This is a genomic window from [Mycobacterium] stephanolepidis (assembly GCF_002356335.1).
Classification (GTDB): domain Bacteria; phylum Actinomycetota; class Actinomycetes; order Mycobacteriales; family Mycobacteriaceae; genus Mycobacterium; species Mycobacterium stephanolepidis.
Genome location: NZ_AP018165.1, coordinates 4519439 through 4545983, shown reverse-complemented (window position 1 = coordinate 4545983; position 26545 = coordinate 4519439). Strand labels below are relative to the sequence as shown.

The following is a 26545-nucleotide window of genomic DNA, read 5'->3' as shown; positions in this document are numbered from 1 at the left end:
TTGTGCCTAGCCCGCGAGCACTCGTTCAGCGAAATGGCCGACCGCCAGCACCAGATCGTCGCTGTGACGCGGGCCGATGATCTGCATGCCGACCGGCAGCCCCGTCGAGGTTCTGCCCACCGGAATCGACAGGGCCGGCTGCTGAGTCATGTTGAACGGGTAGGTGAATGGCGTCCACTGTGCCCACCAGCGCATCCCGGAGGTCGGTGGGACGTCGGCGCCCAACGGGAATGCGGGGATCGGCACCGTCGGAGTGATGAGCACGTTGTGAATCTCGTGGAAACCGCCCATGATGGCGCCCAGTTGCACGCAGGTGTTACGTGCCCCCAGATACTCGGTGGCAGACGTGTCGAGGCCGATGTCCCACATCTGGGCCAGCCCGGGATCTATGCCGTCGCGTACCTCGTTGAGGGTGCCATAGTTGTTGAGGCTGGCGGCTGCCCCTGCAGCCCATAGGATTTCGAAGGCATCGATGGGATCGGAGAACCCCGGATCTGCGTGGGTCACGGGCAGCCCGGCTTCATCGAGGGCGTTCACGGCGTTCTCGACGAGGTCGGCTACCTCGGGATCGACGTCGACGTAGCCGAGCGTGGGGGAGTACGCGATGTCCAGGCCCGTCATATCCCGGTAGACCTGCGAGCGGTAGGTGGTGAGGGTGGGCGGCTGCGAGGTGGGATCGCGATGGTCCGGCAGGCTGATGATGTCCATCAGCAGCGCAGCGTCTTCCACCGTGCGAGTTATCGGGCCACCGTGTGCCAGCGGTCCGAAGGGGCTGATCGGGTACATCGGCACTCGGCCGTGCGTGGGTTTGAAACCGACTACGCCGCAGAAGCTGGCGGGTATCCGGATGCTGCCTCCACCGTCGGTGCCGATGGACATCGGGGCCATGCCCGCGGCCACCGCGGCCGCACTGCCACCGGAAGACCCACCTGCCGTGCGACGCGGGTCGGCCGGGTTGTGGGTGGTTCCGCGCTGGCGGCTGTCGGTTACCCCCTTCCAGGCCAGCTCGGGCGTGGTGGTCTTGCCGACCATGACCATGCCGTCGGCCCGGATGCGATGTACAGCAGGGCTATCTGTATCCCATGGGCCGGCCGGATCGACCAAGCCCGAGCCTCGCAGGGTCGGCCAGTTCTGGGTGAGGAAGACATCCTTGATGGAGATCGGTACCCCGTCGAGCAGTCCACGGGTGTGGTGACCGTGCCGTCGCTCCTCGGATTGCGTGGCCGCCGCCAGGGCTGATTCTTCGTCGACGAGGCATTAAGCATTGATGGTGCTGTCGGTTTGGGTGATTTTGGACAACACCGCGGCTGTTGCCTCCACCGGGGACAGCTCGCCCGAGGTGTACGCGGCCACCAGCTCCAGAGCGGTCATCTCGGTGGGGTCGGTGGGTTCATGCATTGCGGTGCATCCTGTTCTTGTCGACGATATTCAGAAGTTCCGCGCCTCGCAGATAGCGGTCGAAGTTGGCGACGAACTGGTCCTGAAGACGGTCGGACCATCCGTGTACATCGCCACTGTTATGCGGGGTGATGTACGTATTGGGCGTGCGCCACAGAGGATGTCCCACCGGCAGTGGCTCGGGATCGGTGACATCCAATGCGGCCCCGGCGATGGCTCCCTGATTCAGTGCGGACACCAGATCCCACGTACCCACCAGTTCGCCACGTCCCACATTGATCAGCCGGGCCGTCGTCGGCATCGCCGAGAGCACGCGTGCGTTGACAATTCCGTGCGTGCGCGCGGTAAGCGGAGCGGCGAGCACCAGATACTCGACATCGGCGATATGGGCCGATAACTCGGCGGATTCGGTTCTGCCGAGCACGGTAACCCGCATGCCCACCGCGGCCAGTAGCGCAGCGATGGCCTGGCCGATCGGTCCGGTGCCCAGTACTGCTACGGGTACATCTTCGATGGACTCTGATTCGAAATGGCGCCAGCTCAGGGCTGCCTGGGCGCGTGTGGAGCGGCGAATATCCTTGGCGAAAGCCAGGATCTGTGCCAGCACATACTCGGCAATGGGGCGTTCGAACAGACCGCGGGAGTTGGTGAGCACCACCTCGCTCTCGACGAGTTCATCGAACAGCACCGGATCGGCGCCTGTGGCCGCGATCTGTACCCAGCGCAATGAGTCTGCGGCGGACCATGTTTCGCGCAGAGCCGAGGAACGAAAGTCGTAGATGAAGAGGATCTCGGCTCCGGGCAGCGCCGTGGCGAGTTGGTCCGATTCCACCAGTCGTAGCTCGGCGGACGCGGACACGGCGTCGAGTCGGTCCGGTACCGAATTAGGTGAGTGCTGCACGGCCACCACGGGTCTGCGCGCAAGCTGCTCATCCGCGACAATCGGGCGCGCGCTCACGTTGACACGGTATGGAGATATCGTATGATTGTCAACAATCTGAGTGATTGCTCGGAGCGCGGAGCGATGCTGCGAGTGTTAGGTCTTGCCGGTGGATTTCTCGTCTCTTCCCGATTTCTCGGAGTCGGCCGATCAGCGTGGCATCGGCATCATTGCGCCTTTCGACCTTGCGCTGGAACGTGAGCTGTGGCGCTGGGTTCCGGCCGAGGTGTCACTGCATCTGGCCCGTACCCCCTACGAGCCGGTACCGGTGAGCAGGGCCATGGCCGAGTTGGTCTCCAATACCGCTCACTTGCAGGCGGCCACCCGCGATGTCCTGCACGTGGAGCCGGAAGTCGTTGCATACCTGTGTACTTCAGGCAGTTTCATTCGCGGCGTCGAACACGAGCGATCGTTGGTTGAGGCCATCATGGGGGCCGGTGCCAAGTCTGCCGTCACCACCTCGGGCGCGCTGGCGGAGGCCGTGACCGCCTTGGGCATCGGCCGGATCAGCGTTATCACTCCCTACGATGCCGAGCTGACCGAGCTGCTCGCCAAGTTCCTGGGTGAGTTGGGTGTAACGGTGGTACGGACAGATCATCTGGGCCTGGGCGGGGGCATCTGGAAGGTCAACTACCGCACTGTCGCTGAGCGGATTCTCGCTGCCGACACCGATGATGCCGAAGCGATCTTCGTCAGTTGTACCAATCTGCGCACCTACGACGTGATCGAGCCGTTGGAGCGGCTGCTCGGCAAGCCGGTGTTGACGGCCAACCAACTGACCATCTGGGCCTGTCTGGACCGGATGAGTCTTCCCATGATGGGGCCCGGTAAGTGGCTCCGCGATGTCTTCGGAGGAGGTTCGAGTGAGTAATACGCGTCCGACGGTGGGATTCATCTACCCGGATCACGCGGCCGAGTCGGACTACCCCCTGGTGGCGCGCCAGCTGGATATGAACTTCCCCGTCGTGCACATCTACGGCACCGACCTGCATGCCGTGCCCGAACTGCTCGATCTGGGTAGTCCGGACAAACTCGCCGAGGGTGCTCGGCTGCTGCGCCCTCATGAACCGAGTGCTGTGGTGTGGGCGTGCACCTCGGGCAGCTTTGTCTACGGTCCGCAGGGAGCGGCGAATCAAGTGGCGCTACTGTCCGAATCCAGTGGCACTCCGGCGTCGAGCACGTCCTTCGCCTTCGTCAACGCCGCCGTGGCGTTGGGGATTTCGAAAGTGGCGGTGGCTGCAAGCTATCCGCGCGATATCGCCGAGCTGTTCGTCGCATTTCTGGCCGCGCACGATATCGAGGTGGTGTCGGTGGGCGAGGCGGGCATCGACACGGCAGCAGAGGTAGGCCGGCTTACCGCGGGCCAGGTCGACGAGCTGGCAGATGCCCACGACCATCCGGACGCCGAGGCGCTGTTGATTCCCGACACCGCCATGCACACGGTCGCGCACGTCGAGCGGCTCGAATCTCGGCTGGACAAGGTGGTATTGACCGCGAACCAGGTCACGGTGTGGGAAGGTTTGCGATTAATCAAAGAGGTGCCCGATTTTCCGGGTTTGGGGCGGCTTTTCAGGAGGCAGCAATGATGGTCTTCGCCCGAGTGGCTCATTCGCAATGACCACGCTCGTACCCGAGGAATTCGCGCCGCTGGAGCGGCAATCCACCGCAGAGCTGATCGCCGAGCGGTTGCGCATCGCGATCATGCGCGGTGTATTGGCGCCCGGCGCCCAGTTGGGTGAGGCGTCATTGGCCGCGCAGTTCGCGGTCTCCCGTGGACCGCTGCGCGAAGCCATGCAGCGCCTGGTATCGGAGGGTCTGCTGCGCAGCGAGCGCAATCGCGGCATCTTCGTCATCGAGCTGACCGACGAAGACGTCCACGATGTCTACCGGTCGCGGGCGGCCATCGAACGAGCGGCGTTGGAATGCATCATGTCCGGAGACACCGTCACCGCCTACCGGCGGCTGCTGGTGCCGGTGGCGGTGATGACCGAGGCCGCCGCTCGCGGCGATATCGTCGCGGTGACCGACGCCGATCAGGACTTTCACGAGGTGCTGGTGGACTCCTCGGGAAGCCCTCGGCTGCGCCGCGCCATGCGCACCCTGTTGTTGGAGACCCGGATGCTGCTGGGAGAACTGCAGGGCGCCTACCCGGACCTGACGGAACAGGTCCGTGAGCATGAGGTCCTGTGCGCGGCGATCGGCGCCGGCGATGCGCCTGCCGCGTATCGATTGATCGAGGAGCATATGCACGATGCGGTCGCGCGCCTCATGGCGCGCCGCGGCACCGCGAGCGCATCGGTGGAGTAAATCCGCGTGGGACGGGGTTGGATGTAGGCATGACCAACACCTCCGGTGATCTCGCCGCTAAGGCCGTTCTGCTGAAGTCACTTCATGTGCCGGGTGACCCGGTCTTCCTGCCGACGGTGTGGGATGCCTGGTCCGCGAAGCTCGCCGCCGATGCCGGTTTTGCGGCGTTGACGGTGGGCTCGCATCCGCTCGCCGATTCGGTGGGCAAGGCCGATGCGGAGGGCATGTCGTTTGAGGACGTGGTGGCACGGGTCTCGCAGATCACCGCCGCGGTAGACCTACCGGTGTCCGTGGACATCGAGTCCGGCTATGCGCAGACGCCACAGCGGCTCGTCGAGGGACTGATCGAGGCGGGTGCGGTCGGTCTGAACATCGAGGACTCGGTACATAGCGAAGGCGGCCGGATTCGTGAGCCGCAAGAACATGCCGATCTTGTTGGGGCACTGCGGGTTGCGGCCGATGAGTCGGGCGTGCCGGTGGTGATCAATGCGCGTACCGATATTCTCCTGCGCCAAATCGGGGACGAATCGGACCGGGTCGATCGGGCCATCGCGCGGCTCACGCTCGCCGCCGAGGCGGGTGCCGACTCGTTGTATCCGGTAGGCCGCCATGATCCGGATGTGCAGCGACGCTTGACATCTGAGCTTTCGCTTCCGGTGAACGCGATTGCGCTGCCCGATGTGGACGATCCGGCCTCGTTTGGTCCGTTGGGTGTCGGGCGGATCAGTTTCGGGCCGTTTCTGCAGCGCGCGCTCTCGGCCCGGGCCGAGGAAATCCTGGCCCGCTGGCGTTAGACCGCCTCGGCCAGGACCGGGTGTACGGCCGCGACAAGTTGGGTCAGCAGCCCGGCCAGCCGTCGGTAGGCGTCTTCCCGGCCGCTGATGGCCCGGTACACCAAGCCGATCCGACGACCCGGTACCGGCGCCGCGAAGGTGGCGGTGGCCAGTCCGCCGCTGGCGGTCTCGGCGGTGACGGCGGTGCCCGGGATGAGCGTGACTCCGAGGCCACCCTCGACACACTGCACGGCGGTGGCCAGCGAGGCCGCACGGGTGTGTCCGAGATCGGGCCGCACCCCCGCGAGTTGGCATACCTCCAGAGCCTGGTCGCGCAGGCAATGTCCCTCGTCCAGCAACAGCAGCGGCATATCCGCTAGATCGGCGGGCTCGATTTTCGTGCTGCCGGCAAGCGGATGTCCGGATGGCAGGGCGAGAACGAAATCTTCCCGGTACATGGGAATCTCCGCCATGCCGGGAGTTTGCGCGGGCAGCGCCATGACCGCCACATCCAGGGACCCATCTGCCAGGGACCGCAGCAGCCGTCCGGTCTGGTCCTCGGTGACCCGCAAGGACATGTCCGGGAACTCACGGGACAGTCCGCTGAGCACCATGGGCAGCACATAGGGGGCCACCGTGGGAATCAGGCCGAGTCGCAGCGTCTGCGCAAACGGATCGCGTACCCCGCTTGCGGCCGAGGTGAATTCGTCAACCGCATCCAGCGCGCCGGTGGCCTTCTCCAGTAGCGCCTCGCCCTCTGGAGTGAGCAGCACCTTGCGGGTGTTGCGCTCGACGAGCCGCACGCCCAGCCCCTCTTCGAGCATGGACAGAGCCTGCGACAGCGAGGGCTGACTCACGCCGAGCTCGGTGGCCGCGCTCCCGAAGTGCCGTTTACGTGCGATAGCCACGAAAGCGCGCAGTCCGACCAGTGTCGGCTGATAACTACGATCGGACATACCTATCAATATAGTGCCAACAATCACGTTTTGTTTTTGAAAGATTTCCGGCACGATGGTGCCAGTAAGCATTCAGCGAATACGTGAAGGAGAATCGTGACTCTGCGGACCATCGGCGATGAATTCCCGGCCTACAACCTGACTGCGGTCATCGGCGGCGATCTGTCGAAGGTGAACGCCCAGCAGCCTGACGACTACTTCACCACCGTCACCAGCGACGACCACCCCGGCAAGTGGCGTGTGATCTTCTTCTGGCCGAAGGACTTCACCTTCGTGTGCCCCACCGAGATCGCTGCCTTCGGCCGTCTGAACGACGAGTTCGCCGATCGCGACACCCAGGTGCTGGGCGCGTCGGTGGATAACGAGTTCGTGCACTTCCAGTGGCGGGCACAGCATGAGGACCTCAAGACCCTGCCGTTCCCGATCCTCAGCGATCTCAAGCGCGAGCTGGCCGAGGCGTCGGGCGTGCTGAACTCCGATGGTGTGGCCGACCGCGCCACCTTCATCGTCGACCCCGACAACATCATCCAGTTCGTCTCCGTCACCGCGGGCTCCGTTGGCCGCAACGTCGACGAGGTGCTCCGGGTGCTCGACGCACTGCAGTCCGACGAGCTGTGCGCCTGCAACTGGCGCAAGGGTGACCCGACGATCGATGCGGGCGAGCTGATGAGCGCGGGCGTCTGACATGGGTGTTGACAACCTGAAAGAGGCGCTGCCCGAGTACGCCAAGGATCTCAAGCTCAACCTGGGTACTGTCGCCCGCGGCACCGTACTGTCGCCGGCCCAGCTTTGGGGCACTCTCGTCGCGACAGCAGCGGCTACCCGGAACGACCAGGTGTTCAAGGAGATCCGCGAAGAGGCTGCCACCGTTCTGTCGCCCGAGGCACTCGACGCCGCACTCGGCGCCGCCTCGATCATGGCGATGACCAACGTGTTCTACCGCGGGCGGGGCTTCCTCGACGGCGCCTATGACGACCTGCGCCCGGGTCTGCGGATGAACATCATCGGTAACCCCGGCGTCGACAAGGCGGAGTTCGAACTGTGGTCCTTCGCGGTCTCGACCATCAACGGCTGTCACTTCTGTGTCGGCTCGCACGAGAAGGTGCTGCGTGAGGCCGGACTGACCCGCGAGCAGATTCTCGAGGCGCTTAAGATCGCGGCGATCGTCTCGGGCGTCGCCCAGGCGCTGGCCACCGTGCCGGCACTGGTCTAAGCACAAGACATAAGGCCGCTTGCGTGTGACGCAAGCGGCCTTTGTCGTGCCGTCAGCTGTTACGAATTATCAAGTGCCGCTATCGCTGACCGGGTGGTCAGTATTTTGGCCGTCCGCTCCGCGCACCAGGCGAGTGCCTGGTTGTGCCCCGTAGCGGTGTAGTCCGCCACGGCATCGGAGACGATGAATGCCTGAATGTCGTTCTGGACCGCGTCGGCGGATGTCACGGTGATTCCGGAGAAGGCGTAGACGCCGACGATGATCAGCTGATCGCGGTTGGCGTTACGCAGAATCTCCAGAAGCTCAGAGCGGAAGAACTCGCTGTACTTCCATTTCGTCAGCACGGTATCTGTGGTCATCGGCGCTATGGGATCGACAATCACACGCTCGGCGTCGTCGTCCGGCATGCCCGGCCCATAGAGCTGGCCGAAGAGTCCGCGCTGCTCCGGTGTCATACCGCCGGGCTGCGCTGAGTAGAGCACGGGCACGCCACGGGCATGCGCGACGTCGAGCAGGCTCTTGATGTTCTTCAGCACGGTGGCGATGGGATCGGCATGCGGCGCGTATGCCTTCACAAAGTAGTGCTGCATATCGTGGACCAGCAGCACGGCGCGGTTTGTTTCCAGGGTCCACGGCGCGCTTTTCGTAGGTACGTCAATGGTGCTGAACGGGTAGGCAATTGACCCGGTAGGGCGGACGTCGGCAGTGGCGCTCCCGGCTGTCGAGAGGCCCAGTGCGACGGCAGGCAATGCCACGGAGCTGGAACGGAGAAAGGTGCGTCTGCGCATCGGTTCACTCCCGCTTGAAGAGTCAGGGACCTTCAAGAAACACTACGTGGCGCTGAGGCCGGGCTTCGCGGCGCGGGAGCGTATGCCTCACTCCGTCCAGACGTCCTCCACGTAGCGATCGGCCTCCACCAGGCCGGTAAGCCAGTTCCGCGCCTGAGGTTCGGTGGCGCCGGTGTGCTTTCGGTAGATATCCAAGAATGCCTCCCGGACGGCTGGGGCCATCTTGCCGCCGTCGCCACAGACATACACATGCGTCTGTTTGGCCGGATCGCCGAGTAGATCCCAGACGTCGTCCGCGTCGGCGGCAATCCGGTCTTGTACGTACTTGATGCCGTTCTCGGATGCGCGAGAGAACGCCGGGCGCATGTGGACCACGCCCGACTGTTCGGCGACCGCGAACTCGTCCCGGAACAGATAGTCGACTTCCGGATGCCGGATGCCGAAGAAACAGAGTGCCGGAGCATACGGTTCGCCGGCGCGCTGTGCGGCCAGCCGGTCGCCGACAAATCCCCGGAACGGTGCGACTCCGGTACCGGCACTGACCAAGATGACATTGCGGGCGGGGTCGGCGCCGGCACGAAACGCCTGCCGGGCCTGGTCGACCCGTGCCCGGATCTGTTGTCCTGGTGCGATGTTGGCGAGATAGTTGGAGGCCACTCCTTGATAATCTCCGAACCCGGATCGGGCTGGGGCATCGAGCACGCTGACCACCAGCTCGACGATCCCCGGGCTCTGCCGGGCCGAGGACGCTATCGAGTAGTGCCGTGGCGTCATCGGCTCGAACAGTTCAAGAAGTTCGGCGCGCGACAGCGTGGTGGCGGGAAACTCCATGAGGCACCCCACGATACCGAGCGAGCGCGTCTCTGGATGCTCGGCGAGCGCCTCCAGCGCGGATCGCTCCGGTGGGCAGGGGTTCGCCGCGGCCAGCCGGAGCAGCTGCGTTCTGGTGGCCGGCTTGCGCAGTTCGACGAAGTGGGTGAGTAGCTCGCGCACGCTTACCTCACGGTCCAGCGCAATGGCCCGTCGGCTGTTGCGCCGGGTGTTGATGGAGATGCGCCGTTCCAGGATGAGGCCGAGCAACTCTCCGGCTTTGTCCACGACTTCGGGCTGGTTGTCCGCGAGGACGGTGAGGTGGTCCCCGGTGCGGTACTCGACGTCGGCGGGCAATGCCACCCGTACCAGCCGCTTGGCCTGTCCCAGTGGGTTGTTGGCGCCGACCAGTTCCCGGTTCTCCAGAACGGTCATGGGTATTACCTCGAACCGGGCATCGATTGCCGCCGTCACCGGCCCGTCGATGGCGCGCAGTTCGTAGAGGGGACCCTCGAGGGCGCCGGTCGGAGTATCCGGACCGGAAACTGCGCCCAACGAAGTCCAGAGTGCTTGCGAGAAGGACTCGACGCTGCCCGCGAAGTCACCGGAAGTGTCTGCCTCGCAACGGGAAACAATTGGCGTGCCACCGAGTGCGGCGAGGCGTTCATCGATTTTTCGAGACACCGCCTGGTACGTCTCGGCCCAGTTCCGGTCCCCGACGCCGAGTACCGCGTAGCGCAGCGCGCCGTCCGCACGCGCTTCTGCGCCATCGAGCCAGGTGAGAAACTGCCGGGCATCGTCCGTCGGCTGACCGTTGTAGGAGGAGGCGACGACGACCATGGCGCCCTCGCCGGGCAGGGCTTGTGTCGCTTCGTTCAGCGGGGCGACGGTCGTCCGGTAGCCAAGATCGGAGGCTTCCTCGGCCAGTTGGTGTGCCAGTGCTCGACAGGTGCCCAGGTTTGAGCCATGGAAGATGGTCAGCGACGATCCGGGTGCGGCGGTGACCGCCAGTTGCCGCGACTCCTGCGGTGCGGCGGTGGTCGTGTCCGCCGATTCATGCTGGCGGTCCTGGGAAGTACGTCGCGCCAAGCCAATCCGAAAGCCCACTGGTTTCCGGATGAGATCACTTTGGGTTCGCAACTGGTAGTGCTCGGAGTCGATGAAGCGGTATCTGTGTACCAGTGTCGCTATGGCCATCGTCGCTTCGTGCAGCGCGAACTGCCGTCCGATGCAGGATCGGGCGCCGGTGCCGAAAGGTTTGAACAGGTTCACCGGTCGCTTGGCCGATCGCTCCGGCGAGAACCGGTCTGGGTCGAAAGTCTCCACGTTGTCGCCCCATTGCGGCTGACGGTGCAGCGCGGTGGTGAGGACGGTGACGACTTCACCCTTGCGCACCGGGTAGCGCCCGGCGAGCAGGGTGTCTTCTGTTGCCATTCGGTCGAATTCGCGGACCGGGGGCGAAAGTCTGAGTGTCTCGTCCACGATTTGACGGATGTAGCGGAGCTTGCCGATTTCGTCGAACGTGGGGGTGTGTTCGTCTCCTGGCCCGAACAGCGCGTCAACCTCGGCCTGAGCCCGGTGCAGCACGGCAGGGTTTTTGACCAGGCTGTAGAGCGCAGTCGGCATCACCGTGGAGGTGGTGTCCTGGCCGGCGATCAGGAACGTCAGGACCTGAGAATGAACGCTGCTCAGCTCCAGTGCCGGGGTCTGCGGGGTGCCGGGCGCGAGCATCAGTCCGAGCAGGTTCTCGTGCTCGTCCGTACCGTCGTCGTGCCGGGCGATGAGCTCATCGATGAAGGTGTGCAGCTTGTGCTGTTCGGCCGCGAACAGGTCGCTGTTCTCGCCTCCCGGTGCCAGCATCTGGTGCAGTGCGACGGCGAAGCTCGCCGGAATGGCCGCAAGGCCCTCCCGCTGGTAGGAGTCGAACCTCGCCCCAAACCCGGCCAACCCGACGGTATCCATGGCGAGCTTGCCCAGATCCTCGGCCACGTCCACAAGATGCTCGCCGGCGCTCGCGTCCCACCGGGCAAGGAGTTGACGATTGATATCGAGCATGGCGGGGTGGTAGTTGCGTAGACCGCTGAAGCTGAAGCCGGGCAACAGAACATCGTGGGCCTTCTGCCAGTTCGGCTCGCCAGGGTAGGCGGTGAACAATCCGTCGCCCGCGAGCGGACGGAATCGGTCCAGCCGGTCGGTGATGCCCTTGATGAACCGGCCCTCGTCGCACAGTTCCTCGACCAGTGCCAGCGAGCAGGCATACAGCCGGCGCGAAACCCCGAAATCGGCATAGAAGAGCGGCCCGAGCTCCTCGACAAGCAGATCCGCGGGCAGCGCATAGGGGCGGCCCGGCACCGGGCCGGGGGGCAGCGGCCTTCCGTCCGCGCTGGGAATGTCCTCGATCTCCGGTGGGCGTGCGGGTGAGGTGTACTCGCCCGGCTCCACCACGCGAATATCGCTGCTCATGCGCTCGTCACCCTCCACTCCCGCCGGTGTAGTCATTCGTATACATCATGGCCATCCACGACTGTACACATGTGGCTACAACCCGCGCAATGCCGTGGTTGGGGTGGTTCGATTGTTCTGTGTCAGGCGGTCTCCGCATGCCGGAACCGGCAAAACGGGGCGCCTGCCTCTCGTTACGCGCTGGGTGCGCAGGTCGCGGAGGCGTCCGATGTCCGGCTGTCCGGGCAGCGATTTCCCAGTGCGGCGACCAGCCGCTGGACCACCGTCTCTGCCGCGCCGTCGGTGAGTTTGTCCTTGGCGTAGGTGGTGTGCGAGATGATGTCCCCGCCTTGCGGGTCGCAGAAGAAGTCACCCGGATTGCAGACGTCAATCACCTTGTGCAGCAGGTCTTCACGGATCGCAAGGTTGGCGTCCACGCCGGGTGGTCGAATGTTTTTGGGATCACCGAAGAGAACAATGGAGACGATGCGCTGCTCAAGCCCGGCGGGCAGGGGATTGGTGAAGGTGTAGGTACCCGGCGGCGTGTTACCCAGCAGCACGTCTACCACCGCAGCGCCCTGTGCATAGCCCCCGACGACGAATTTCATCTTCGGGCAGTCGGCAGCCGTCTTCTGGATGTGCTTGCTCAGATCGTCCGAGCCCTTGCCGGCCTGGATGAAATCGATACTTGCGGGATAGTCCACGCCGTAGGTGGAGATGGTCATCCCCTTGGCGCCCTGCAGCTGCTTCTTCACCGCATCGGTGAAGGACTTGCCGACGTCGCCGAGGCCCGCGGGCTCGTTGGTGCCGCGCGCGAAGGCCAGGTCAATGTCAGTGCAACTCGAGGCGTAGGCCGTCTGCGGGGATTGCAGCCCGTTCCCGCCGAGCAGGATCAAGAAGACGGTGGCGGCCGCTGCCGCGCGGCGCATCGCAGTTCGCACGGCTTTCAAAATACCGACCGGCTCGATGGCCTGCCCAGCGTGACGGCGGCCTCCTAGGAGGCCGGGACGGCCGGGGTTACGGCTGACTTGTTTCCGCTCACCACGCCGGAGGCGGCGATCAGGGCCAGGATCAGCCCTTCAGAGCTGTGGACCCAGTTGCCAACGGTATCGACGGCCATCACGCTGCACACGGTCATACCGCCCCCGATGCACACCGCCACCATTGCCCAGTAGACCAGTGCCACCACGGCCGCATAGCGGATGGCGCCAGTGCGGGTGCGGGCGCCAATCAGTAGGGCAATACCGGTGGCCAGGTGGAAGAAGGCGTGCCAGCCGTTGACGGCGACCGGGATGACGCCATACGCGTAGAACGACGCCCGGTACATCTCGTGCGTGGAGTGCAGCGGAAAGTCGTGATTGATCATCAGTCCAAGCGCCCAGTTGCTGACGAACCATGACCCCATGAGGAACGTGAAGAACTGAACGCGGCTTGCGCAGACGTCCTGGATGTAGCGAGAAAACGCAGCTCGAGACATGAGTCCTCCTCCATTGGAGATCGTGAGACAATTATCATCTCTTTGTTTCTGAAATATGGTCGGCATCCTGAGGGGCGACAAGGAGCGCGTAACGCAAGTGACTAAGGACACACTGCTCAATACGCTGGCCTCGGCGGATCCTGCTGCGCTGCGCCTACTCGACGATGTCGACGACCTCACTGAGCGGGTACTGGCCGCTGCCTTCGAACAGATCGCGGTGGTGGGCTGGCGCCGATCGACGGTTGACGACGTGGCCAAGCGTGCTGGGCTGAGCCGTGCGACGGTCTACCGGCGATTTCCGAACAAGAAGGCCCTCACCGAAGCGGTCGTATATGCGGAGCTGCGTAAATACATGAGCGGGGTGTCGGCACGTGTCGAGGGCCGAACGATGACGCTGGCCGATCGGATGGCTGAAAGCTCCTCTTACACGGTTGAATTCATCATCGATCACCCGCTTCTGCGGAGATTGTTGGAAACCGAGCCCGACTCGATATTGCCTGCGCTCACAGTGGAGGCCGGCCCGCTCATCGGGACGTTCCGTGAGTTTTGCGCGAGCCTCTGGAAGAACGAAATCTATGGTGACGCAGAGGTTTCTGAGCAGATGTTGGCTCACTTGCGTACGGTCGCCGAGCTGCATATACGCATAGCCCTGTCCTTGATTCTTACGAGGCAGACGGTGATAGGCCTGGAGACGCCGGAACAGGCGCGCCGGTTCGCGCTGGATTACCTGGCCCCGATGTTGGACACGGGCGGCGATTCTTCGATGTGAGGGCGATGCGACACGGCTCGATTAGTGATGTTGCTCTCACGGCGCTATGGTGCTGCCAAGCCGGTTCGAATATCGGGTCTGTGGCAAGCCGTTGCCCAGCTGTGGGGGCCGAAACAGGCATGGTTGCCCGTCCGGCGGTGTGGTCGGGGCGGACGTTGCAGGCAATCAGTCGTGACTGGCGGGCACATTAAGGCATTGCTCAGATAAGTTACCCTGTCCGTGGGCTCGGGGTTCCAACGCGAAAGACAAGGTGAAATGTCAAGAGAGTTGACCGACCTTGAGATGCTCAGCGAGTTGGAACCCGTTGCTGAAGCCAATCTCAACCGACATTTGTCGGTGGCTACGGAATGGCATCCGCACGACTATGTTCCCTGGGAGCGCGGCCGTAATTTTGCGCAAATGGGCGGCGACGACTGGGACCCGGAGCAGTCGCAGCTGAGCGAGGTTGCCAAGGCGGCGATGATCACCAACCTGCTCACCGAGGACAACCTGCCGTCCTATCACCGTCAAGCGGCTCAGTACTTCGGCCTCGATGGTGCGTGGGGAACCTGGGTGGGCCGTTGGACCGCCGAGGAGAACCGGCACGGCATCGTCATTCGCGACTACCTGGTTGTGACGCGAGGTGTAGATCCGGTGGCGTTGGAGCGAGCGCGCATGGAGCACATGACTGCCGGCTTCAACCCCACCGACGAGGAAGAGTCGGTACACAAAACCGACTTCCTGCTCTCGGTCGCGTACACCACCTTGCAGGAATTGGCGACCCGCGTCAGCCACCGCAACACCGGCAAGGTGTGCGACGACCCCGTCGCCGACCGGATGCTGCAACGCGTCGCTGCCGATGAGAACCTGCACATGATCTTCTATCGCAATATGTGCAGTGCTGCAATCGATCTCGTGCCAGATCAGGCGTTGGAGGCGATTGCCGCGGTGATCGAGAACTTCCGCATGCCCGGACAGGGCATGCCGAACTTCCGCCGTAACGGTGTGTTGATGGCCAAGCACGGCATTTACGATCCCCGTCAGCATCTCGAAGAGGTCGTCACGCCCAATCTACGGAAGTGGCAGATCTTCGATCGCAGTGATTTCAGTGCCAAGGGGGAACAGCGACGCGAGCAACTCGCCGCGTACGTGGAAGACCTTAAGCGCCAAGTCGTTAAGTTCGAAGAACAGCGCGACCGCATGCTGGCCCGTGAGGCGAAGAAAAGAGAAGCCCGCGCCGGATAGTGCGGACTTCCCTTCTCGGCCCGCCGATTACTTGGTGATCTCGATCTTCTGCGCCTCGGCGTTCGCGTAGGCGCCGACGACCTTCACGGTCAGGACGCCTGCGTCGTAGCTCGCCGAGATCGACTCGCCCGTCACGTGGGAGGGCAATGTGAAGATCCGCCGGAACTTGCCGTAGCGGACCTCGCGCAGTACGCGCCCTTCCGTCTGTTCGGCGCGTGCGTCACGGCGCTCACCGGATACCACCAACTTGCCGCGTTCCACCTCGACCGTGACGTCCTGCTCGACGTCGATGCCGGGCAGGTCCAGACGGACCAGAGCATCATCGCCGTCCTTGACCACCTCGGCGGACGGAACGAAACCGGGGGTGGGCCAGCTGGTGGCCGGGCCGAAGGACTGACGCGCCAGCGCGTCGAACTCGGCGAACGGGCTGCGGCGTGTCCAAACCAGATTGCTCATAGCGTGTCTCCTTCTATAGGGCCGGAATCTCAACCGGCCGTCACACGTACAAACTTGAGTGAGCCGCGCTGAAGTTCCGTTTTCTGTACGCCGACGGCGAACGCACGCGAGAGCTCATCGGCACTGCGCGCGAGCCCGCGATTCCCAGGTTCGTCACGTAGCCTCGCGCCGTGCCCGAGCAGACTGGCGAAACCCAGAAGTCTTCCGCGCGTGAGGTGTTGCGACAGGTCCTGGTCAGTGTCGGACCGTCGTTGGGCACCTACTACGCCCTGCGTGCCTGTGGCCAGCCCGAGATTCACGCGTTGATCGCTGCCACGGTGGTTTCCGGGATTCAGGTGTTGGTCAAGGTGATCAAGAACCGCAAGTTCGACGTCTTGTCTGGCTTCCTGATGTTCAACTTCGGGCTGAGTCTGGTCATCGCGCTCGTCACCTCTGATGCACGTATGGCCCAGGTATCCAACACGATTCCCGGGATTCTGCTCTCGCTGTTCTTCATCGGAAGTGCGCTGACCGGCAAGCCGCTCACCGAGCTGATGATCGCGAAGGCTCGGCCTGGACGAATCGAAGAGATTGCAGCCGAACATCATTGGACCCCGGAGAACTTCCGTTCGTATCACCGGATGCATGTCCACGTGAGTTTGTGGTGCGGTGTCATCAGTCTGGCGCTCTCCGCAATATCGATCGTCATCATCTACAGCTTCTCGGTTGATATCGCCCAGGCGGTCAACCAAATCTTCTCCCTGGTGACCACAATGGGGCTGATCATCGGCATCATTGTGGTTATCCGGCGCTACCTCCAGCGCATGACGTACGACTCGCCCGCGGCCTGACGACCGGATACAGTCGCGCGGTGTCCCTGTCCACCGAGCAGTCCGAGACCGAGAGCGGGATCTCGCCCCGTCAGCTCTTGATCGAGGGGCTGCTCAATGTCGGGCCCGCGCTATGCGCCTACTTCGGACTGCGTCTGGCCGGCTTCTCGGAGCTGCACGCGCTGATGGCCGCGACCGCGGTATCAGCCGCTCGGGCGTTGGTGAAGATGGCGTGGAAGCGGACCCTGGATCCGGTCTCACTGCTGGTGGTGCCCATCTTTGGAGTCAGTCTCATCATGGCGTGGCTCACCCGCGACCCACGCCTGTCGCAAGTCACCAACGAGGTGCCTGGCATGTTGCTGGCCACCTATTTTCTGGTGAGCGCGCTCATCGGTAAACCATTGACGGAGCTGCTGGTCACCAAACTGTGGCCCGGCGGCGTGGAGAAACTGGCCGAGGAACAGGGCTGGACCGATGAGGACCAACGCTCGTACCACCGGCTGCATGTGCTCGTCAGCTTCTGGTGCGGGATCTTCAGCCTGCTGTTCTGTGCCCTGATGGTGGTGATCATCTACAGCTTCTCCGTCGACGTGGTCCAGGCGGTGAACCCCGTGGTGTCGATGCTCACCACTGGGGGACTGATCGTGGGCGTTGTCGTCGCGATCCGGATGTACCTGCGCCGTAAGGAACGCGCCCTCTCTGGCCGGTAGCCCCGCTTTCTCAGGCTCTCTTAGATTGCGTCGGTACCGTCGCTGTGGTGAGTGGGTTGGGTAAGGGTGCAGGGAAATTCACACTCGGACACGCTTTGGTCAGTGCCGCGCTCGGCCTGGGAACGTACTACGGGATGCGTCTGCTGGGTGCCTCGGAGCTACACGCCCTGATGGCCGCGGCGGTGGTCTCGGCGGTGCGCGTTATCTACACGGCAGTACGAGACAAGCGCTTCGACATCGTCGCGGGATTCATCATGCTGATGCACGGCGCGACGCTTGCGGTCGCGCTGCTGACCAGTTCACCGCAGCTGGCCCAGCTCACCCACGTGGTCCCGGTGGTGCTGTTCGGCCTGTTCTATATCGGTAGCTGTCTGACGAAACGGCCTCTCACCGAAGTCATCATCGACCTGATCCGCCCGGGTTGGGTGGCACGTCATCACTGGGGCGATGCGGACTTGCGCGCCTATCACCGGATGCATGTGCGGCTCTGCGTGATTGTGGGCTCGCTGGAGTTGGTACAGGCTGCCGCGATGGCGGGAATCATCCTGCGGTACCCCGTGGACATCGCGCAGGTGGTCAACGGGCTACTGGCGACGGCGGGCAGTGCCGCGCGACTGGCGTTTGTGATCGCGGTGATCTGGGTGTTCCTGCGTCGCCGCGGTCATCACCAGGCGTCGCCGCCGCGCCAATCGCAGGTCAGCGAGCCGGAGGGGTCAACCCCGGAACTCATCGGCAGTACGTGCACGCCCTCATCCTCGGCGGGCACAATGCCGTCTGCTGTCATAGCGGGAGTGGATCCGAGCCAGGGGACCCAGCCGCGGGCCCGATAGAACGGTGCGACCTCGTCGTCGGCGCTCAACGCGCCCAGCTCGTAGGCGCCACGCAAGACCTGTTCGGCCGCGTCCATGATGGCGCACCCGAGCCCGTGGCCGCGCCAATCACTATCTACCGCAACGCCTTCCACGTACCCAGTGCGTAGTGCCCGCCCTTGATGGAGCAGTCGGCGCTGGATCACCGCGGCGTGGGCGATAAGTGTGCCGTGGTACCAGATCAGGGCATGCATACCGCCCAGGCAGTGTTCCCAGTCTTCCTCGGTGAACTCGCCCTCAAACGCTTCGACCAGTAATTCCCGTGCGGCGTAGCGTGTTTCGCTATCCAGGTCGGCGGTGTGGATGAGTCGCGCGGTGTGGGTCCGGATGACGGGAACGGTCGGCATCGTAGACACGGGTGCTCCTAGCTGAGGCGCGGTCTTGACCAGCGGAACCGAACGGTTTGTCCTGGCCGCACCTGGGCGGCCAGATCCACATCCTGATCGGTGATCACCCCGATGACCGGATAGCCTCCGGTCACCGGATGGTCAGGGCCCAGGATAACGGGCTGGCCGCCCGGTGGCACCTGGATTGCACCGCGGATCACGCCCTCGCTCGGCAGCTGCCTGGCGGGGTCGCGTAGTTCCAGGGGCTTACCGATGAGCCGGGTGCCCACCCGATCGCTGCGATCGGAGACGATCCAGCTTCCGTGTGTCAGCTCATCGGGATCGACGAACCAGTCGTCACGCGGACCGGGCACCACCTTGAGCTCGACGATGTCATCGGAAATGGTGGCCACCGGTGCTTGCTCGATCTCCGGGAAGGAAGGGGACCGTGGTCCGACGGGCAGCCTGTCCCCGGCCTGGAGCGGCTTGGGGCCTATGCCAGACAGGATGTCGAAGCTGCGCGAGCCCATCACCGGCGCCACGCTGACTCCACCGCGCACGGCGACGTAGCTGCGCAGGCCACTGAGCGGTGCGCCGAGTGACACCACATCGCCGTCTTGAACTTGGGTAATGCTGTTGGTGCCAAAGGGAATTCCATTGACGGACGGATCCGTGTCGGCACCGGTAACGGCCACCACCGCATCACCGCCGGAGATCCGAAATGACATGCCGCCCAGTGTCACCTCGATGGTCGCCAAGTGGTCGGGGTTGGCCACCAACCGGTTGGCCAGCGAATGTGATTTGCGATCGGCTGCCCCGGAGCGTCCGACACCCATGGCCGCCTTGCCGACGCGACCGAGGTCCTGGATGAGGGCGAGAGGGCCGGTGCGCATTACCTCGAGGGTGGGTCTCATGCGATCGTCCCTTGGGTGTGCACGTGGAACCGGACGCGGGTGCCGGGCGTGAGTAGCGCAGGCGGGTTGCGGTCGAGGTCCCAGATGACGGCGTCGGTGCTGCCGATCAGTTGCCAGCCGCCGGGAGATTCACGCGGGTAAATCCCGCTGAACTCGCCGGCGAGTGCGACGGCACCGGCAGGTACTTTGGTGCGCGGGTCGGCGCGACGGGGGATGGCCAGACGTGTGTCCCCGCCCACGAGGTACGCGAATCCTGGTGAGAATCCGCAGAATCCGACGGTCCACACCGTCCCGGTGTGTGCCGCGATGACACCATCGACACCGAGGCCCGTATGCTCGGCAACCTCTTCAAGATCGAGACCGTCGTACCGCACCGGGATGGTTACCGGCGGCGATTCGGTGCCCTCCGCCGCACCCGACGGTGCCGTGCGTTGTGTCAGCCGGTGGCGCACTATGGCCTGGTCGGCAGGGCTGTCGAGCTTGAGAAGTACGGTGCGGGACGCGGGAACGATATCGGTGACGCCGTCGATAGGGTCGGCATTCAGCGCCGACGTCCACGCCAGCACTTCCTGCACGGATGTGCACTCGAGCAACAACGCCCGATCCCCGTGATCCCGCACCTTCAAATCCGTTGCGGTACTCATATTTCGACGGTACTCCCGTGGCCACGCCTAGGGGTGCGTTTATCCGGCCTGTGTATAAGTCGGCTCGTGCTTCTTGATGTAGGCGATCACCCGATAAGTGATCGGCAGCATCACGATCTCCACCACGGACTTGAAGATCCAGCCCAGGGCCGTGTACGTCGCCAACTGACCGAAGGTGTGAATGCCGAGTGCGGTGGCCGCAATGGAACAGAACACCAGTGAATCGGCGAACTCACCGATGACCGTCGAACCCACCAGTCGCGCCCACAGGTGACGCTCCTTGGAGCGCTTCTTCATTCGCACCACCACGAGCGCGTTAAGTGTTTGTCCGACAAGGTATCCCGCGAGTCCTGCCACCATGAGTGTGGTGATGCTGGTGACGATGGTGGAAAAGGCCTCTTGGTTGGGATAGAAGTCGGCGGGCGGCAGGATCTTGGCCGTCCACAACACCATGCACGCCAGGAGCTCCATCGCGAACCCGAGCAAGATCACCCGGTTGGTGGCGCGATACCCGTAGACCTCACTGAGCACATCGCCGATCACATAGCTCAAGGGGAACAGCACAAACGCCCCGTCGGTGATCAGCGACCAATCGCCGACTACAGGGCCAAAGCCAATTGCCTTGGTGGCAGCCACGTTCGAGATAAGTACTACGCCGACAAAGACTGCTGACAGCAGTGGATAGTAGCTGCGGCCTACCTGGGCGAAGACCACATGATCCTGGGGGCTTGTCTCGACCTCGCTTGTCGCCATTCCGCGAAGTCTAGGGTGCGTGCTTGCAGTGGGGCGCGGGTGGATTTGTCGCACAGGGCGGAGGGCGGTTGGGCATGGTGGCGGCCGAGTAGATCAACAGTGTCACTGACGCGACATATACGACGAAGCCGATGGCGAAGGCGCGAAGCCATTGTCGGCGGGGGAGAGCCAACGGCAGGGTGCCTGCGGCCAGCAGTCCGAAGGGCACGGCGAGCACAATTCCCATGATCAGCCCGTAGCCGTGTGGGTCGGCGTACGGATTGGACGACAGCCGGGACGACAACACCATGTAGGCCGCCAGTCCGAAGATGCCAAGCGCGGTCGCGCCGACGAGGCCCCCAACCACGCGAACCACAACGTCAACCCAGTACGGCTGTGCGGGACGGGCGGCTGGGTAGCTCGTCACCCCAGTACTCGGGCCAGCTGGGGGACCAGGTTGTCCACCACGTACGTCAGACTCAGCGGCGAGCTGAAGTTGATGGCGCCGGCCAACTCCTTGCCGGCGAAGATGCTGCGGTTCAGCAGCGAGGAGCCCAGCTTGGTGATCACCGGGTCGGCCTGCAGTGCGGTGCTCTGCTCATCGGACTCGGTACCCCACAGCAGCACATCGGCCTGCCCGAGCACGCCGGCAAGCTGATCCGCCGGAAGATGTGCGAGCTGGTCGGCCTTGCCGTAGCTCTCCAACTCGGCGGGAATGACCAACCCGAGAGAGCTGAGGAATCCGGTGCGCGGTCCGGATCGGTATGCGATGGCCTGTCCGTCGAGTAGTTCGCCCTGGAGGTAGATGACCTTCTTGTCTTTGAAGCTGGGGTGTGCGGATGTGGCCGAAGCGAATCTGCTGTCGACGGCCTGCACCACGGCGTCCATCTCCGACGGCTTGAACACGGACTGCCCGATGGCCTTGGCCTGGTCCTTCCACGGCTCGAAGAACGCGTACCTGCCCGACTGCGCGATAGTCGGCGCGATACCAGACAACTTGTTATAGGTGTCCTGGTCCAGCCCGGCGTCGGTGGCCAGGATGAGGTCGGGTTTCAGGGATGCGATCTTGTCGACCATCAGCCCGTCGGTGAGGGTGAGCACCTCGGGTGTGGCGGTGCCGAGACGATCGGTGGCCCACGGCCACGTCGCGTAGGGGAAGCCGCCGTACCACTCGGTGACCGCGATAGGGACGATGCCCAGCGCCAGCAGATAGTCGTGTTCGGTGTACCCGGCGCTGACGATGCGTTTTGGCGGGGTCTTGACCTCGGTGGTACCGAACGCGTGCTTGATGACGGCGACGCCGTTGCGCTCAGAGGTGGGGGCAGAGTCCTTGGTGCAGGCGGCCAGCGCGGCGCCCGCGGCGAGCGTGGCACCGGCAGCGAGAAACCCGCGGCGGGTCAATATCGCGGACGGCACATATCGAGAGTAGCTGGCACAGGCAAGCAGGGGGTGGTGCGATTGGCGGCGAACTTCGTTAACCGGCCACCAACCGGCGTGCCGCCTCGGCGGCCGCAGCGCGGCGGTCCGCGAGCACCTCGTCACCGAGCGGTTCGCCGACAATCCGGTCGATACCGAATCCACTAGCCGCCATCGAGTAGGCGATATCGATCAGCATCATGAGCAGACAGGTGGGGTCCCAGGTCGGATCGATGAGCCCGGACCGCTGCCCCCGACGTACCTCGTCGAGTTTCGCGTGGAAGATGCGGCGCAGTACGTGGTTGTCGAACATCCCGTCGGGGGCTTCCAGCTCGATCCAGCGCTGCAACCGTGCGCCCTGGGGGTCGGCGACGATGTTGTCGAAGAGGCCCGCGACGTAGCCCGGCACGTCCTCGGCGCGCAGCGGCACCTTGTATGGCGCATCATTGATCCATTGCGCCACAACGGCTTCAAACAGCTGTTCCTTGCTCTCAAAGTAGCTGTACAGCCGTTCCTTACTTGCGTTCGCATTGGTGGCAATTCGGTTGAGTCGCGCACCGGCGAAGCCGTGCTCGGTGAATTCGGCCTTGGCCGCCGCCATGATCCGATCATGTGTGGCCTGCCCGGCCGCTCGCATGGCGCTCACCAGAGCAGCACCGGTTTGATCGCGGCTCCCGATCGCGCATCTGCGACGGCTCGATCGATATCGCGCGCCGGGTAGGTGCGGATCAGCGACTCGATCGGAAAGCGGCCCTGCGCGTGCATCCTCAACAGTTCCGGAATGAACTCCTGGGGATTGGCGTCGCCCTCGATGCATCCGCGGATCACCTTGCCTCCGAACATCAGATCGGTGAGATCGATTGTTCCGTGCGAGGCGCCCAGTCCGACCAGAACCAGTACGCCGCGCTGCCGCAGCAGGCCGAGCGCCGTAGCGATGACATCGGGGTTGGCGGTGGTGTCCAGGGCATGGGTGGCTCCGCGTGCGACGGTGGTCACGTCCTGGGCCGTGGGATCGACGGTATGAGTCGCGCCCAATTCGAAGGCTTTGTCTCGTCGTGAGGCGACCGGGTCCACGGCGAAGATCGTCTGCACGCCGACTGCCTTGGCGGCCATCACCGCTGCCAGTCCGACACCGCCCGCGCCGAACACCACGAGACGCGAATCTGGTTCGGGTGTAAGTACGTTGAGCACTGCGCCGGCACCGGTCTGCAGACCGCAGCCAAGGGGCGCGGCGGTAGTGAGGTCCGTGGAGGGGTCCACCACGACGGTGTTGTCGGCCGTTGCGAGTGCGTACTGGGCGAAGCTGGACTGTCCGAAGAACGAGCCGAACAGTCCGTTTCCGTTCTGCGACAGAGCCGTCGTGCCGTCGAGTCGGGTACCGGAGAGGTTGAGCCGGGCGGCGCGGGAGCAGTAGGCCCGCTCACCCGCATTGCACTGTCGGCACTCGCCGCAGCTGCGGTAGCTCAAGACCACCCGGTCTCCTGGCCGGATGCCGGTCACCTCGGTGCCCACCGCCTGCACGATCCCCGCGCCCTCATGGCCCAGCACCGCCGGGACCGGTACCTGTGATTTGAAGGTCAGGTCGGTGTGGCACAGGCCGGTGGCGTGAATCTTGACGAGCACCTCATCGGAGCGTGGCTCCTCGAGTTGGACCTCTTCGAGTGTGAATGAAGATTCTGCCGATCGGCTCAGTGCCGCGGTGACTTTCACTGATCGCGTTCGAGGATGAAGTAGAGGTAGTTGCCGCTGGCGCGCTGACGCTTGCCGTTCATGATGCCCATCAGCGTGTTCTCATCGACCCACTTGAAATGATCGAAGGTGGGCTGTCCGTCGTACACCATGGTGCCGGTGACCTCGCCGCGGAACTCGATATCCCACAGGGTTGCACCGCCCAGGCTCAAATCGTTGTTGGAGAACAACTTTCCGTCGTCGTCGTAGCAGACGATCGGCTCGACGTCGTTGATGGAGGTGAAGATCTTGCCGTACCAGCGGGCGGCGGCCAGCTGGCCGTTCATCTTGTGTCCGGTGTGGAACTCGTCGCCCTTCCAGCTGCCGAGCATGTCTTCGGGTCGGACGGTATCGAGCGCGGCCCAGATCTCGTCGAGGTCGGCGGGACTGACGTCCCGGTGGCCTCGAAGTTCGGCGAAGCGGGTTCGGGCCTTGTCGACATCCATTGTCTCTCCCAAGTCAGTTGGTTCGGGAAGGACGCTAACACCGAACCAAATGGTTCGGCAAGAGTGATCACACGATCAGCGAGAGGCCCAGTGCGATCATGGCGACGGCGATGAAGGCGTCGAGCGCGCGCCAGGTTCCGGGACGCTGGAACAGCCCGGCGAGATGGCGGGCGCCGAATCCGAGCCCGACGAACCAGACGACACTCGCGGTCAGGGCGCCCGCGCCGAACAGCCAGCGTGCATCCTGGTGCGCGTTGGCGAGCGACCCGAGCAGCACCACGGTGTCGAGATAGACATGCGGGTTCAAGAAGGTGATGGCCAGTGCGGTCATCAGAACCGCGCCGAGGCGAGCCGGATTGGATTCGGCGGGAACCAGAGTCCCGGGTCGCAATGCGCGGTGCGCGGCCAACAATCCGTAGCAGATCAGAAACGCGGCGCCGCCCACCTTGGCCACGGTGAGCAGACTCGGCGTAGCCGCGATCAGGCCACCGAGGCCACCGATGCCCGCGGTGATGAGTAGAAAGTCGCCGGTGATGCAGACGGCGACCACCGGCAGCACGTACTCACTGCGAATCCCTTGTCTGAGTACGAAGGCGTTCTGGGCACCGATGGCGGCAATGAGGGACATTCCGGTCAGAAAGCCGAGGAAGAGGACGGTCACAACATCGACGTTAGGCACGCGATGCGATGCAGTACAGCTAATGATTCTTACTCTGCATTAGAATTACTAATGTGAGTTTGGACTCGCAGCAGCTGGTCGCCTTCGCCGCCGTCATCGAAGAGGGCAGCTTTGATGCTGCTGCCCGGCGGCTTGTCATCACCCCCTCGGCGGTGAGTCAACGCGTCAAGGCCCTGGAGCAATCTGTGGGCCAGGTGCTGGTTCGCCGGGAGAAGCCCTGTGTGGCAACCGATGCGGGTGCATCGTTGATGCGGCTCGCAGCGCAGGTCGGCACGCTCGAGCGTGAGGCGTTGCGAGAGATGGGTGTCGATGGATCTCCGATCCGGGTCGCGATCGCGGTGAATGCCGACTCATTCGAAACCTGGATGGGGTCGGTGTTGGCGCAGATTCCCGACGGCGTGCTTATCGACATCCGCGTTGAGGATCAGGATCATTCCGCCGAGTTGTTGCGCGCAGGCGTGGTGATGGCAGCGGTGACCACAGAGCCGAAGCCCATCGCCGGATGCCGCTCCGAACCGCTTGGCTCCATGCGGTACTTCGGGATGGCGTCGCCGGGGTACGTTGCACGCTACCTCCCGGACGGTCTGCTCGACTCGGGGATCGAGGCCGTGCGGCGGGCGCCGATGATGCGGTGGGACAGGCGTGATGCACTCCAAGATCAGTTCTTGCGCAAGCTCTTTCGTCGGTACGTCGCTGTCCCGGAGCATTACGTGCCTACGACGAGTGGAAACACCGAGGCGCTGCGGGTCGGATTGGGCTGGGGAATGATGCTTGAGCAGTTGGATCGCAGCGGCCTTGTCGACCTGGCGCCGGGGCGGTATCTCGATGTGCCGTTGTATTGGCAACATTGGAAATTCGAATCCTCGACACTGCAGGCGATCACCTCGGCGGTACGCAAGGAGGCTTCCGTTCTGCGGCGCGAACGCTAGCGGCGCACGGTGCGGCTGAGCCGATGCGCGTGCCGCAGCAGGAGCTGTCCGAGAACTGGTTGGCGTTCGGTGTTGAACCGCGCCTCGATACCGGTCAATGTGAGCGCACCGATGGGGTTGTGGTTGGTGTCGAACACGGCGGCGGCCATGCCCCAGGACCCCTCGACCAACTGGCCGGGATTGAGGGACCAGCCGGTCTGTCGGGTGGCGGCGATCCGCTCCCAGACGGCGTCATTGCGAAACCCGTTGCCCCACTCGGACTGTAGGTCGGCTCTGTTCAAGTAGGCGTGGATCGCGTCGTCCGGAAGATAAGCGAGGACGACCATTCCGGACGAGACGATTCCGAGCGGGAATCGGGCGCCCTCGTACAGCACGTGCGAGCGGATCGGGAAATCGCCGTCCTCGCTGAGCAACACGACGGTGTGATCACCACGGCGCAGTGAGAAGAATGCACTCTCGCCGGTTTCCCGTGCCAGTGCTGCGACGTCTGCGGCCGCCTTCTCCGTGATGTTGTATCGGGGAGCCGAGGTGGCGCCGAGCACATAGATCTCCGGACCCAGGAACCACTGGCCGGAGCGTGCATCGCGTTCCACCAACCCTTCGGTGGCGAGCGATTCCAGCAGCCGGTGCGCGGTGGCTCGCGGGATGTCGGTGCGGCGGGCGAGTTCTGTGGTGCTGACGCCCGTTCCGGTGTCTGCCGAGACGGCGCGCAACAGGGCCGCCGTGCGGCGTACCACGCTGGGTGCCTCGGTCACCTGCTCACAATACGTGTCCACTGAATGGACGTTCA

29 protein-coding genes and 2 pseudogenes are annotated in these 26545 nt (G+C 64.0%); 12 read left to right on the top strand and 19 right to left on the bottom strand.

From position 1 onward, the window contains the following. Nucleotides 1-6: 6 nt before the first annotated feature. Together MSTE_RS22595 and MSTE_RS22590 are read right to left on the bottom strand one after the other, a co-directional pair. A pseudogene (locus MSTE_RS22595) lies at nucleotides 7-1398 on the bottom strand (amidase). Further along, complete coding sequence (locus tag MSTE_RS22590; RefSeq protein WP_162291722.1) at nucleotides 1391-2308, bottom strand: D-2-hydroxyacid dehydrogenase; 918 nt, start codon at nucleotides 2306-2308, stop codon at nucleotides 1391-1393. The pseudogene MSTE_RS22595 and the gene MSTE_RS22590 overlap by 8 nt, the downstream one beginning before the upstream one ends. A 139-nt stretch (nucleotides 2309-2447) precedes the next feature. Here MSTE_RS22590 and MSTE_RS22585 point away from each other — a divergent pair, with 139 nt between their 5' ends. The 4 genes from MSTE_RS22585 to MSTE_RS22570 are packed head-to-tail and all read left to right on the top strand — an operon-like array spanning nucleotide 2448 to nucleotide 5439. Beyond that, complete coding sequence (locus tag MSTE_RS22585) at nucleotides 2448-3209, top strand: maleate cis-trans isomerase family protein (protein WP_096504569.1); 762 nt, start codon at nucleotides 2448-2450, stop codon at nucleotides 3207-3209. Next, nucleotides 3202-3924 carry a maleate cis-trans isomerase family protein gene (locus MSTE_RS22580; RefSeq protein ID WP_096504567.1) on the top strand — a complete coding sequence of 241 codons (723 nt, stop codon included), beginning with the start codon at nucleotides 3202-3204 and terminating at the stop codon, nucleotides 3922-3924. Before MSTE_RS22585 ends, MSTE_RS22580 begins: the two co-directional genes overlap by 8 nt. Before the next feature lie 28 nt (nucleotides 3925-3952). Next, entirely contained in the window at nucleotides 3953-4645 is a 693-nt protein-coding gene (locus MSTE_RS22575) for a GntR family transcriptional regulator (protein WP_096504565.1), read from the top strand. Between the two features lie 29 nt (nucleotides 4646-4674). After that, a complete protein-coding gene (locus MSTE_RS22570) occupies nucleotides 4675-5439 on the top strand; it encodes an isocitrate lyase/PEP mutase family protein (RefSeq protein ID WP_096504563.1) in 765 nt (254 codons plus the stop codon). On the opposite strand, the gene MSTE_RS22565 is transcribed toward MSTE_RS22570, so the two are convergent. Continuing rightward, the gene (locus tag MSTE_RS22565; RefSeq protein ID WP_096504561.1) at nucleotides 5436-6374 is read right to left on the bottom strand and encodes a hydrogen peroxide-inducible genes activator; all 939 of its coding nucleotides are present in this window, start codon (nucleotides 6372-6374) and stop codon (nucleotides 5436-5438) included. The two genes, MSTE_RS22570 and MSTE_RS22565, sit on opposite strands and share 4 nt — an antisense overlap. Nucleotides 6375-6470: 96 nt before the next feature. On the opposite strand from MSTE_RS22565, the gene MSTE_RS22560 reads away from it, so the two are divergent. Beyond that, entirely contained in the window at nucleotides 6471-7058 is a 588-nt protein-coding gene (locus tag MSTE_RS22560; protein WP_046255069.1) for a peroxiredoxin, read from the top strand. 1 nt (nucleotide 7059) lies between these two features. Next, the gene (locus MSTE_RS22555) at nucleotides 7060-7587 is read left to right on the top strand and encodes an alkyl hydroperoxide reductase (protein ID WP_046255068.1); all 528 of its coding nucleotides are present in this window, start codon (nucleotides 7060-7062) and stop codon (nucleotides 7585-7587) included. A gap of 59 nt (nucleotides 7588-7646) precedes the next feature. On the opposite strand, the gene MSTE_RS22550 is transcribed toward MSTE_RS22555, so the two are convergent. From MSTE_RS22550 to MSTE_RS22535, 4 genes are all read right to left on the bottom strand, one after another. Further along, a complete protein-coding gene (locus MSTE_RS22550) occupies nucleotides 7647-8375 on the bottom strand; it encodes an isochorismatase family protein (protein WP_096504559.1) in 729 nt (242 codons plus the stop codon). Nucleotides 8376-8462: 87 nt separating this feature from the next. Beyond that, nucleotides 8463-11684, bottom strand: coding sequence for a bifunctional cytochrome P450/NADPH--P450 reductase (locus MSTE_RS22545; protein ID WP_231896942.1), 3222 nt, complete (start codon nucleotides 11682-11684; stop codon nucleotides 8463-8465). 137 nt (nucleotides 11685-11821) lie between these two features. After that, nucleotides 11822-12556, bottom strand: a complete 735-nt coding sequence (locus tag MSTE_RS22540) for a cutinase family protein (RefSeq protein ID WP_096504557.1) — start codon at nucleotides 12554-12556, stop codon at nucleotides 11822-11824. 65 nt (nucleotides 12557-12621) lie between these two features. After that, nucleotides 12622-13104, bottom strand: a complete 483-nt coding sequence (locus tag MSTE_RS22535) for a DUF4383 domain-containing protein (protein WP_096504555.1) — start codon at nucleotides 13102-13104, stop codon at nucleotides 12622-12624. Nucleotides 13105-13201: 97 nt separating this feature from the next. Between MSTE_RS22535 and MSTE_RS22530 the strand changes: the two genes are divergently transcribed. Then, a complete protein-coding gene (locus tag MSTE_RS22530; RefSeq protein ID WP_096506275.1) occupies nucleotides 13202-13873 on the top strand; it encodes a TetR/AcrR family transcriptional regulator in 672 nt (223 codons plus the stop codon). 255 nt (nucleotides 13874-14128) lie between these two features. After that, a complete protein-coding gene (locus MSTE_RS22525) occupies nucleotides 14129-15097 on the top strand; it encodes an acyl-ACP desaturase (RefSeq protein WP_096504553.1) in 969 nt (322 codons plus the stop codon). Between the two features lie 27 nt (nucleotides 15098-15124). On the opposite strand, the gene MSTE_RS22520 is transcribed toward MSTE_RS22525, so the two are convergent. Then, nucleotides 15125-15553 carry an Hsp20/alpha crystallin family protein gene (locus MSTE_RS22520; RefSeq protein WP_096504551.1) on the bottom strand — a complete coding sequence of 143 codons (429 nt, stop codon included), beginning with the start codon at nucleotides 15551-15553 and terminating at the stop codon, nucleotides 15125-15127. A 170-nt stretch (nucleotides 15554-15723) separates the two neighbouring features. On the opposite strand from MSTE_RS22520, the gene MSTE_RS22515 reads away from it, so the two are divergent. The 3 genes and pseudogenes from MSTE_RS22515 to MSTE_RS25765 all read left to right on the top strand — a co-directional run. Further along, nucleotides 15724-16383 carry a VC0807 family protein gene (locus tag MSTE_RS22515; protein ID WP_096504549.1) on the top strand — a complete coding sequence of 220 codons (660 nt, stop codon included), beginning with the start codon at nucleotides 15724-15726 and terminating at the stop codon, nucleotides 16381-16383. A 20-nt stretch (nucleotides 16384-16403) separates the two neighbouring features. After that, nucleotides 16404-17072, top strand: a complete 669-nt coding sequence (locus MSTE_RS22510; protein ID WP_096504547.1) for a VC0807 family protein — start codon at nucleotides 16404-16406, stop codon at nucleotides 17070-17072. A 44-nt stretch (nucleotides 17073-17116) separates the two neighbouring features. Continuing rightward, nucleotides 17117-17677 (top strand): annotated as a pseudogene (locus MSTE_RS25765) (VC0807 family protein); the annotation flags it as partial. 59 nt (nucleotides 17678-17736) lie between these two features. On the opposite strand, the gene MSTE_RS22505 reads toward MSTE_RS25765, so the two are convergent. From MSTE_RS22505 to MSTE_RS22460, 10 genes are all read right to left on the bottom strand, one after another. Then, nucleotides 17737-18288 carry a GNAT family N-acetyltransferase gene (locus tag MSTE_RS22505; RefSeq protein ID WP_096504545.1) on the bottom strand — a complete coding sequence of 184 codons (552 nt, stop codon included), beginning with the start codon at nucleotides 18286-18288 and terminating at the stop codon, nucleotides 17737-17739. 17 nt (nucleotides 18289-18305) lie between these two features. After that, nucleotides 18306-19181 carry a 5-oxoprolinase subunit C family protein gene (locus MSTE_RS22500; protein WP_096504543.1) on the bottom strand — a complete coding sequence of 292 codons (876 nt, stop codon included), beginning with the start codon at nucleotides 19179-19181 and terminating at the stop codon, nucleotides 18306-18308. Beyond that, nucleotides 19178-19825 carry a 5-oxoprolinase subunit B family protein gene (locus tag MSTE_RS22495; protein WP_096504541.1) on the bottom strand — a complete coding sequence of 216 codons (648 nt, stop codon included), beginning with the start codon at nucleotides 19823-19825 and terminating at the stop codon, nucleotides 19178-19180. Before MSTE_RS22495 ends, MSTE_RS22500 begins: the two co-directional genes overlap by 4 nt. Before the next feature lie 39 nt (nucleotides 19826-19864). Continuing rightward, complete coding sequence (locus MSTE_RS22490; RefSeq protein WP_096504539.1) at nucleotides 19865-20578, bottom strand: queuosine precursor transporter; 714 nt, start codon at nucleotides 20576-20578, stop codon at nucleotides 19865-19867. Between the two features lie 10 nt (nucleotides 20579-20588). After that, nucleotides 20589-20924, bottom strand: a complete 336-nt coding sequence (locus MSTE_RS22485) for a hypothetical protein (protein ID WP_096506273.1) — start codon at nucleotides 20922-20924, stop codon at nucleotides 20589-20591. Between the two features lie 56 nt (nucleotides 20925-20980). Beyond that, nucleotides 20981-21961, bottom strand: a complete 981-nt coding sequence (locus tag MSTE_RS22480) for an ABC transporter substrate-binding protein (protein ID WP_162291721.1) — start codon at nucleotides 21959-21961, stop codon at nucleotides 20981-20983. A 70-nt stretch (nucleotides 21962-22031) separates the two neighbouring features. Beyond that, nucleotides 22032-22574 carry a TetR family transcriptional regulator gene (locus MSTE_RS22475; protein WP_193442110.1) on the bottom strand — a complete coding sequence of 181 codons (543 nt, stop codon included), beginning with the start codon at nucleotides 22572-22574 and terminating at the stop codon, nucleotides 22032-22034. Nucleotides 22575-22615: 41 nt separating this feature from the next. Continuing rightward, a complete protein-coding gene (locus tag MSTE_RS22470; RefSeq protein WP_096504533.1) occupies nucleotides 22616-23683 on the bottom strand; it encodes an NAD(P)-dependent alcohol dehydrogenase in 1068 nt (355 codons plus the stop codon). Then, entirely contained in the window at nucleotides 23680-24147 is a 468-nt protein-coding gene (locus tag MSTE_RS22465; RefSeq protein ID WP_046255053.1) for a DUF4334 domain-containing protein, read from the bottom strand. Before MSTE_RS22465 ends, MSTE_RS22470 begins: the two co-directional genes overlap by 4 nt. Before the next feature lie 67 nt (nucleotides 24148-24214). After that, entirely contained in the window at nucleotides 24215-24808 is a 594-nt protein-coding gene (locus MSTE_RS22460; RefSeq protein WP_096504531.1) for a LysE/ArgO family amino acid transporter, read from the bottom strand. A gap of 71 nt (nucleotides 24809-24879) precedes the next feature. On the opposite strand from MSTE_RS22460, the gene MSTE_RS22455 reads away from it, so the two are divergent. Beyond that, the gene (locus tag MSTE_RS22455) at nucleotides 24880-25755 is read left to right on the top strand and encodes a LysR family transcriptional regulator ArgP (RefSeq protein ID WP_096504529.1); all 876 of its coding nucleotides are present in this window, start codon (nucleotides 24880-24882) and stop codon (nucleotides 25753-25755) included. Here MSTE_RS22455 and MSTE_RS22450 read toward each other — a convergent pair. After that, nucleotides 25752-26510: an IclR family transcriptional regulator gene (locus MSTE_RS22450; protein WP_408645828.1), complete on the bottom strand. Its 759-nt coding sequence runs from the start codon at nucleotides 26508-26510 to the stop codon at nucleotides 25752-25754. The two genes, MSTE_RS22455 and MSTE_RS22450, sit on opposite strands and share 4 nt — an antisense overlap. Nucleotides 26511-26545 lie beyond the last annotated feature (35 nt).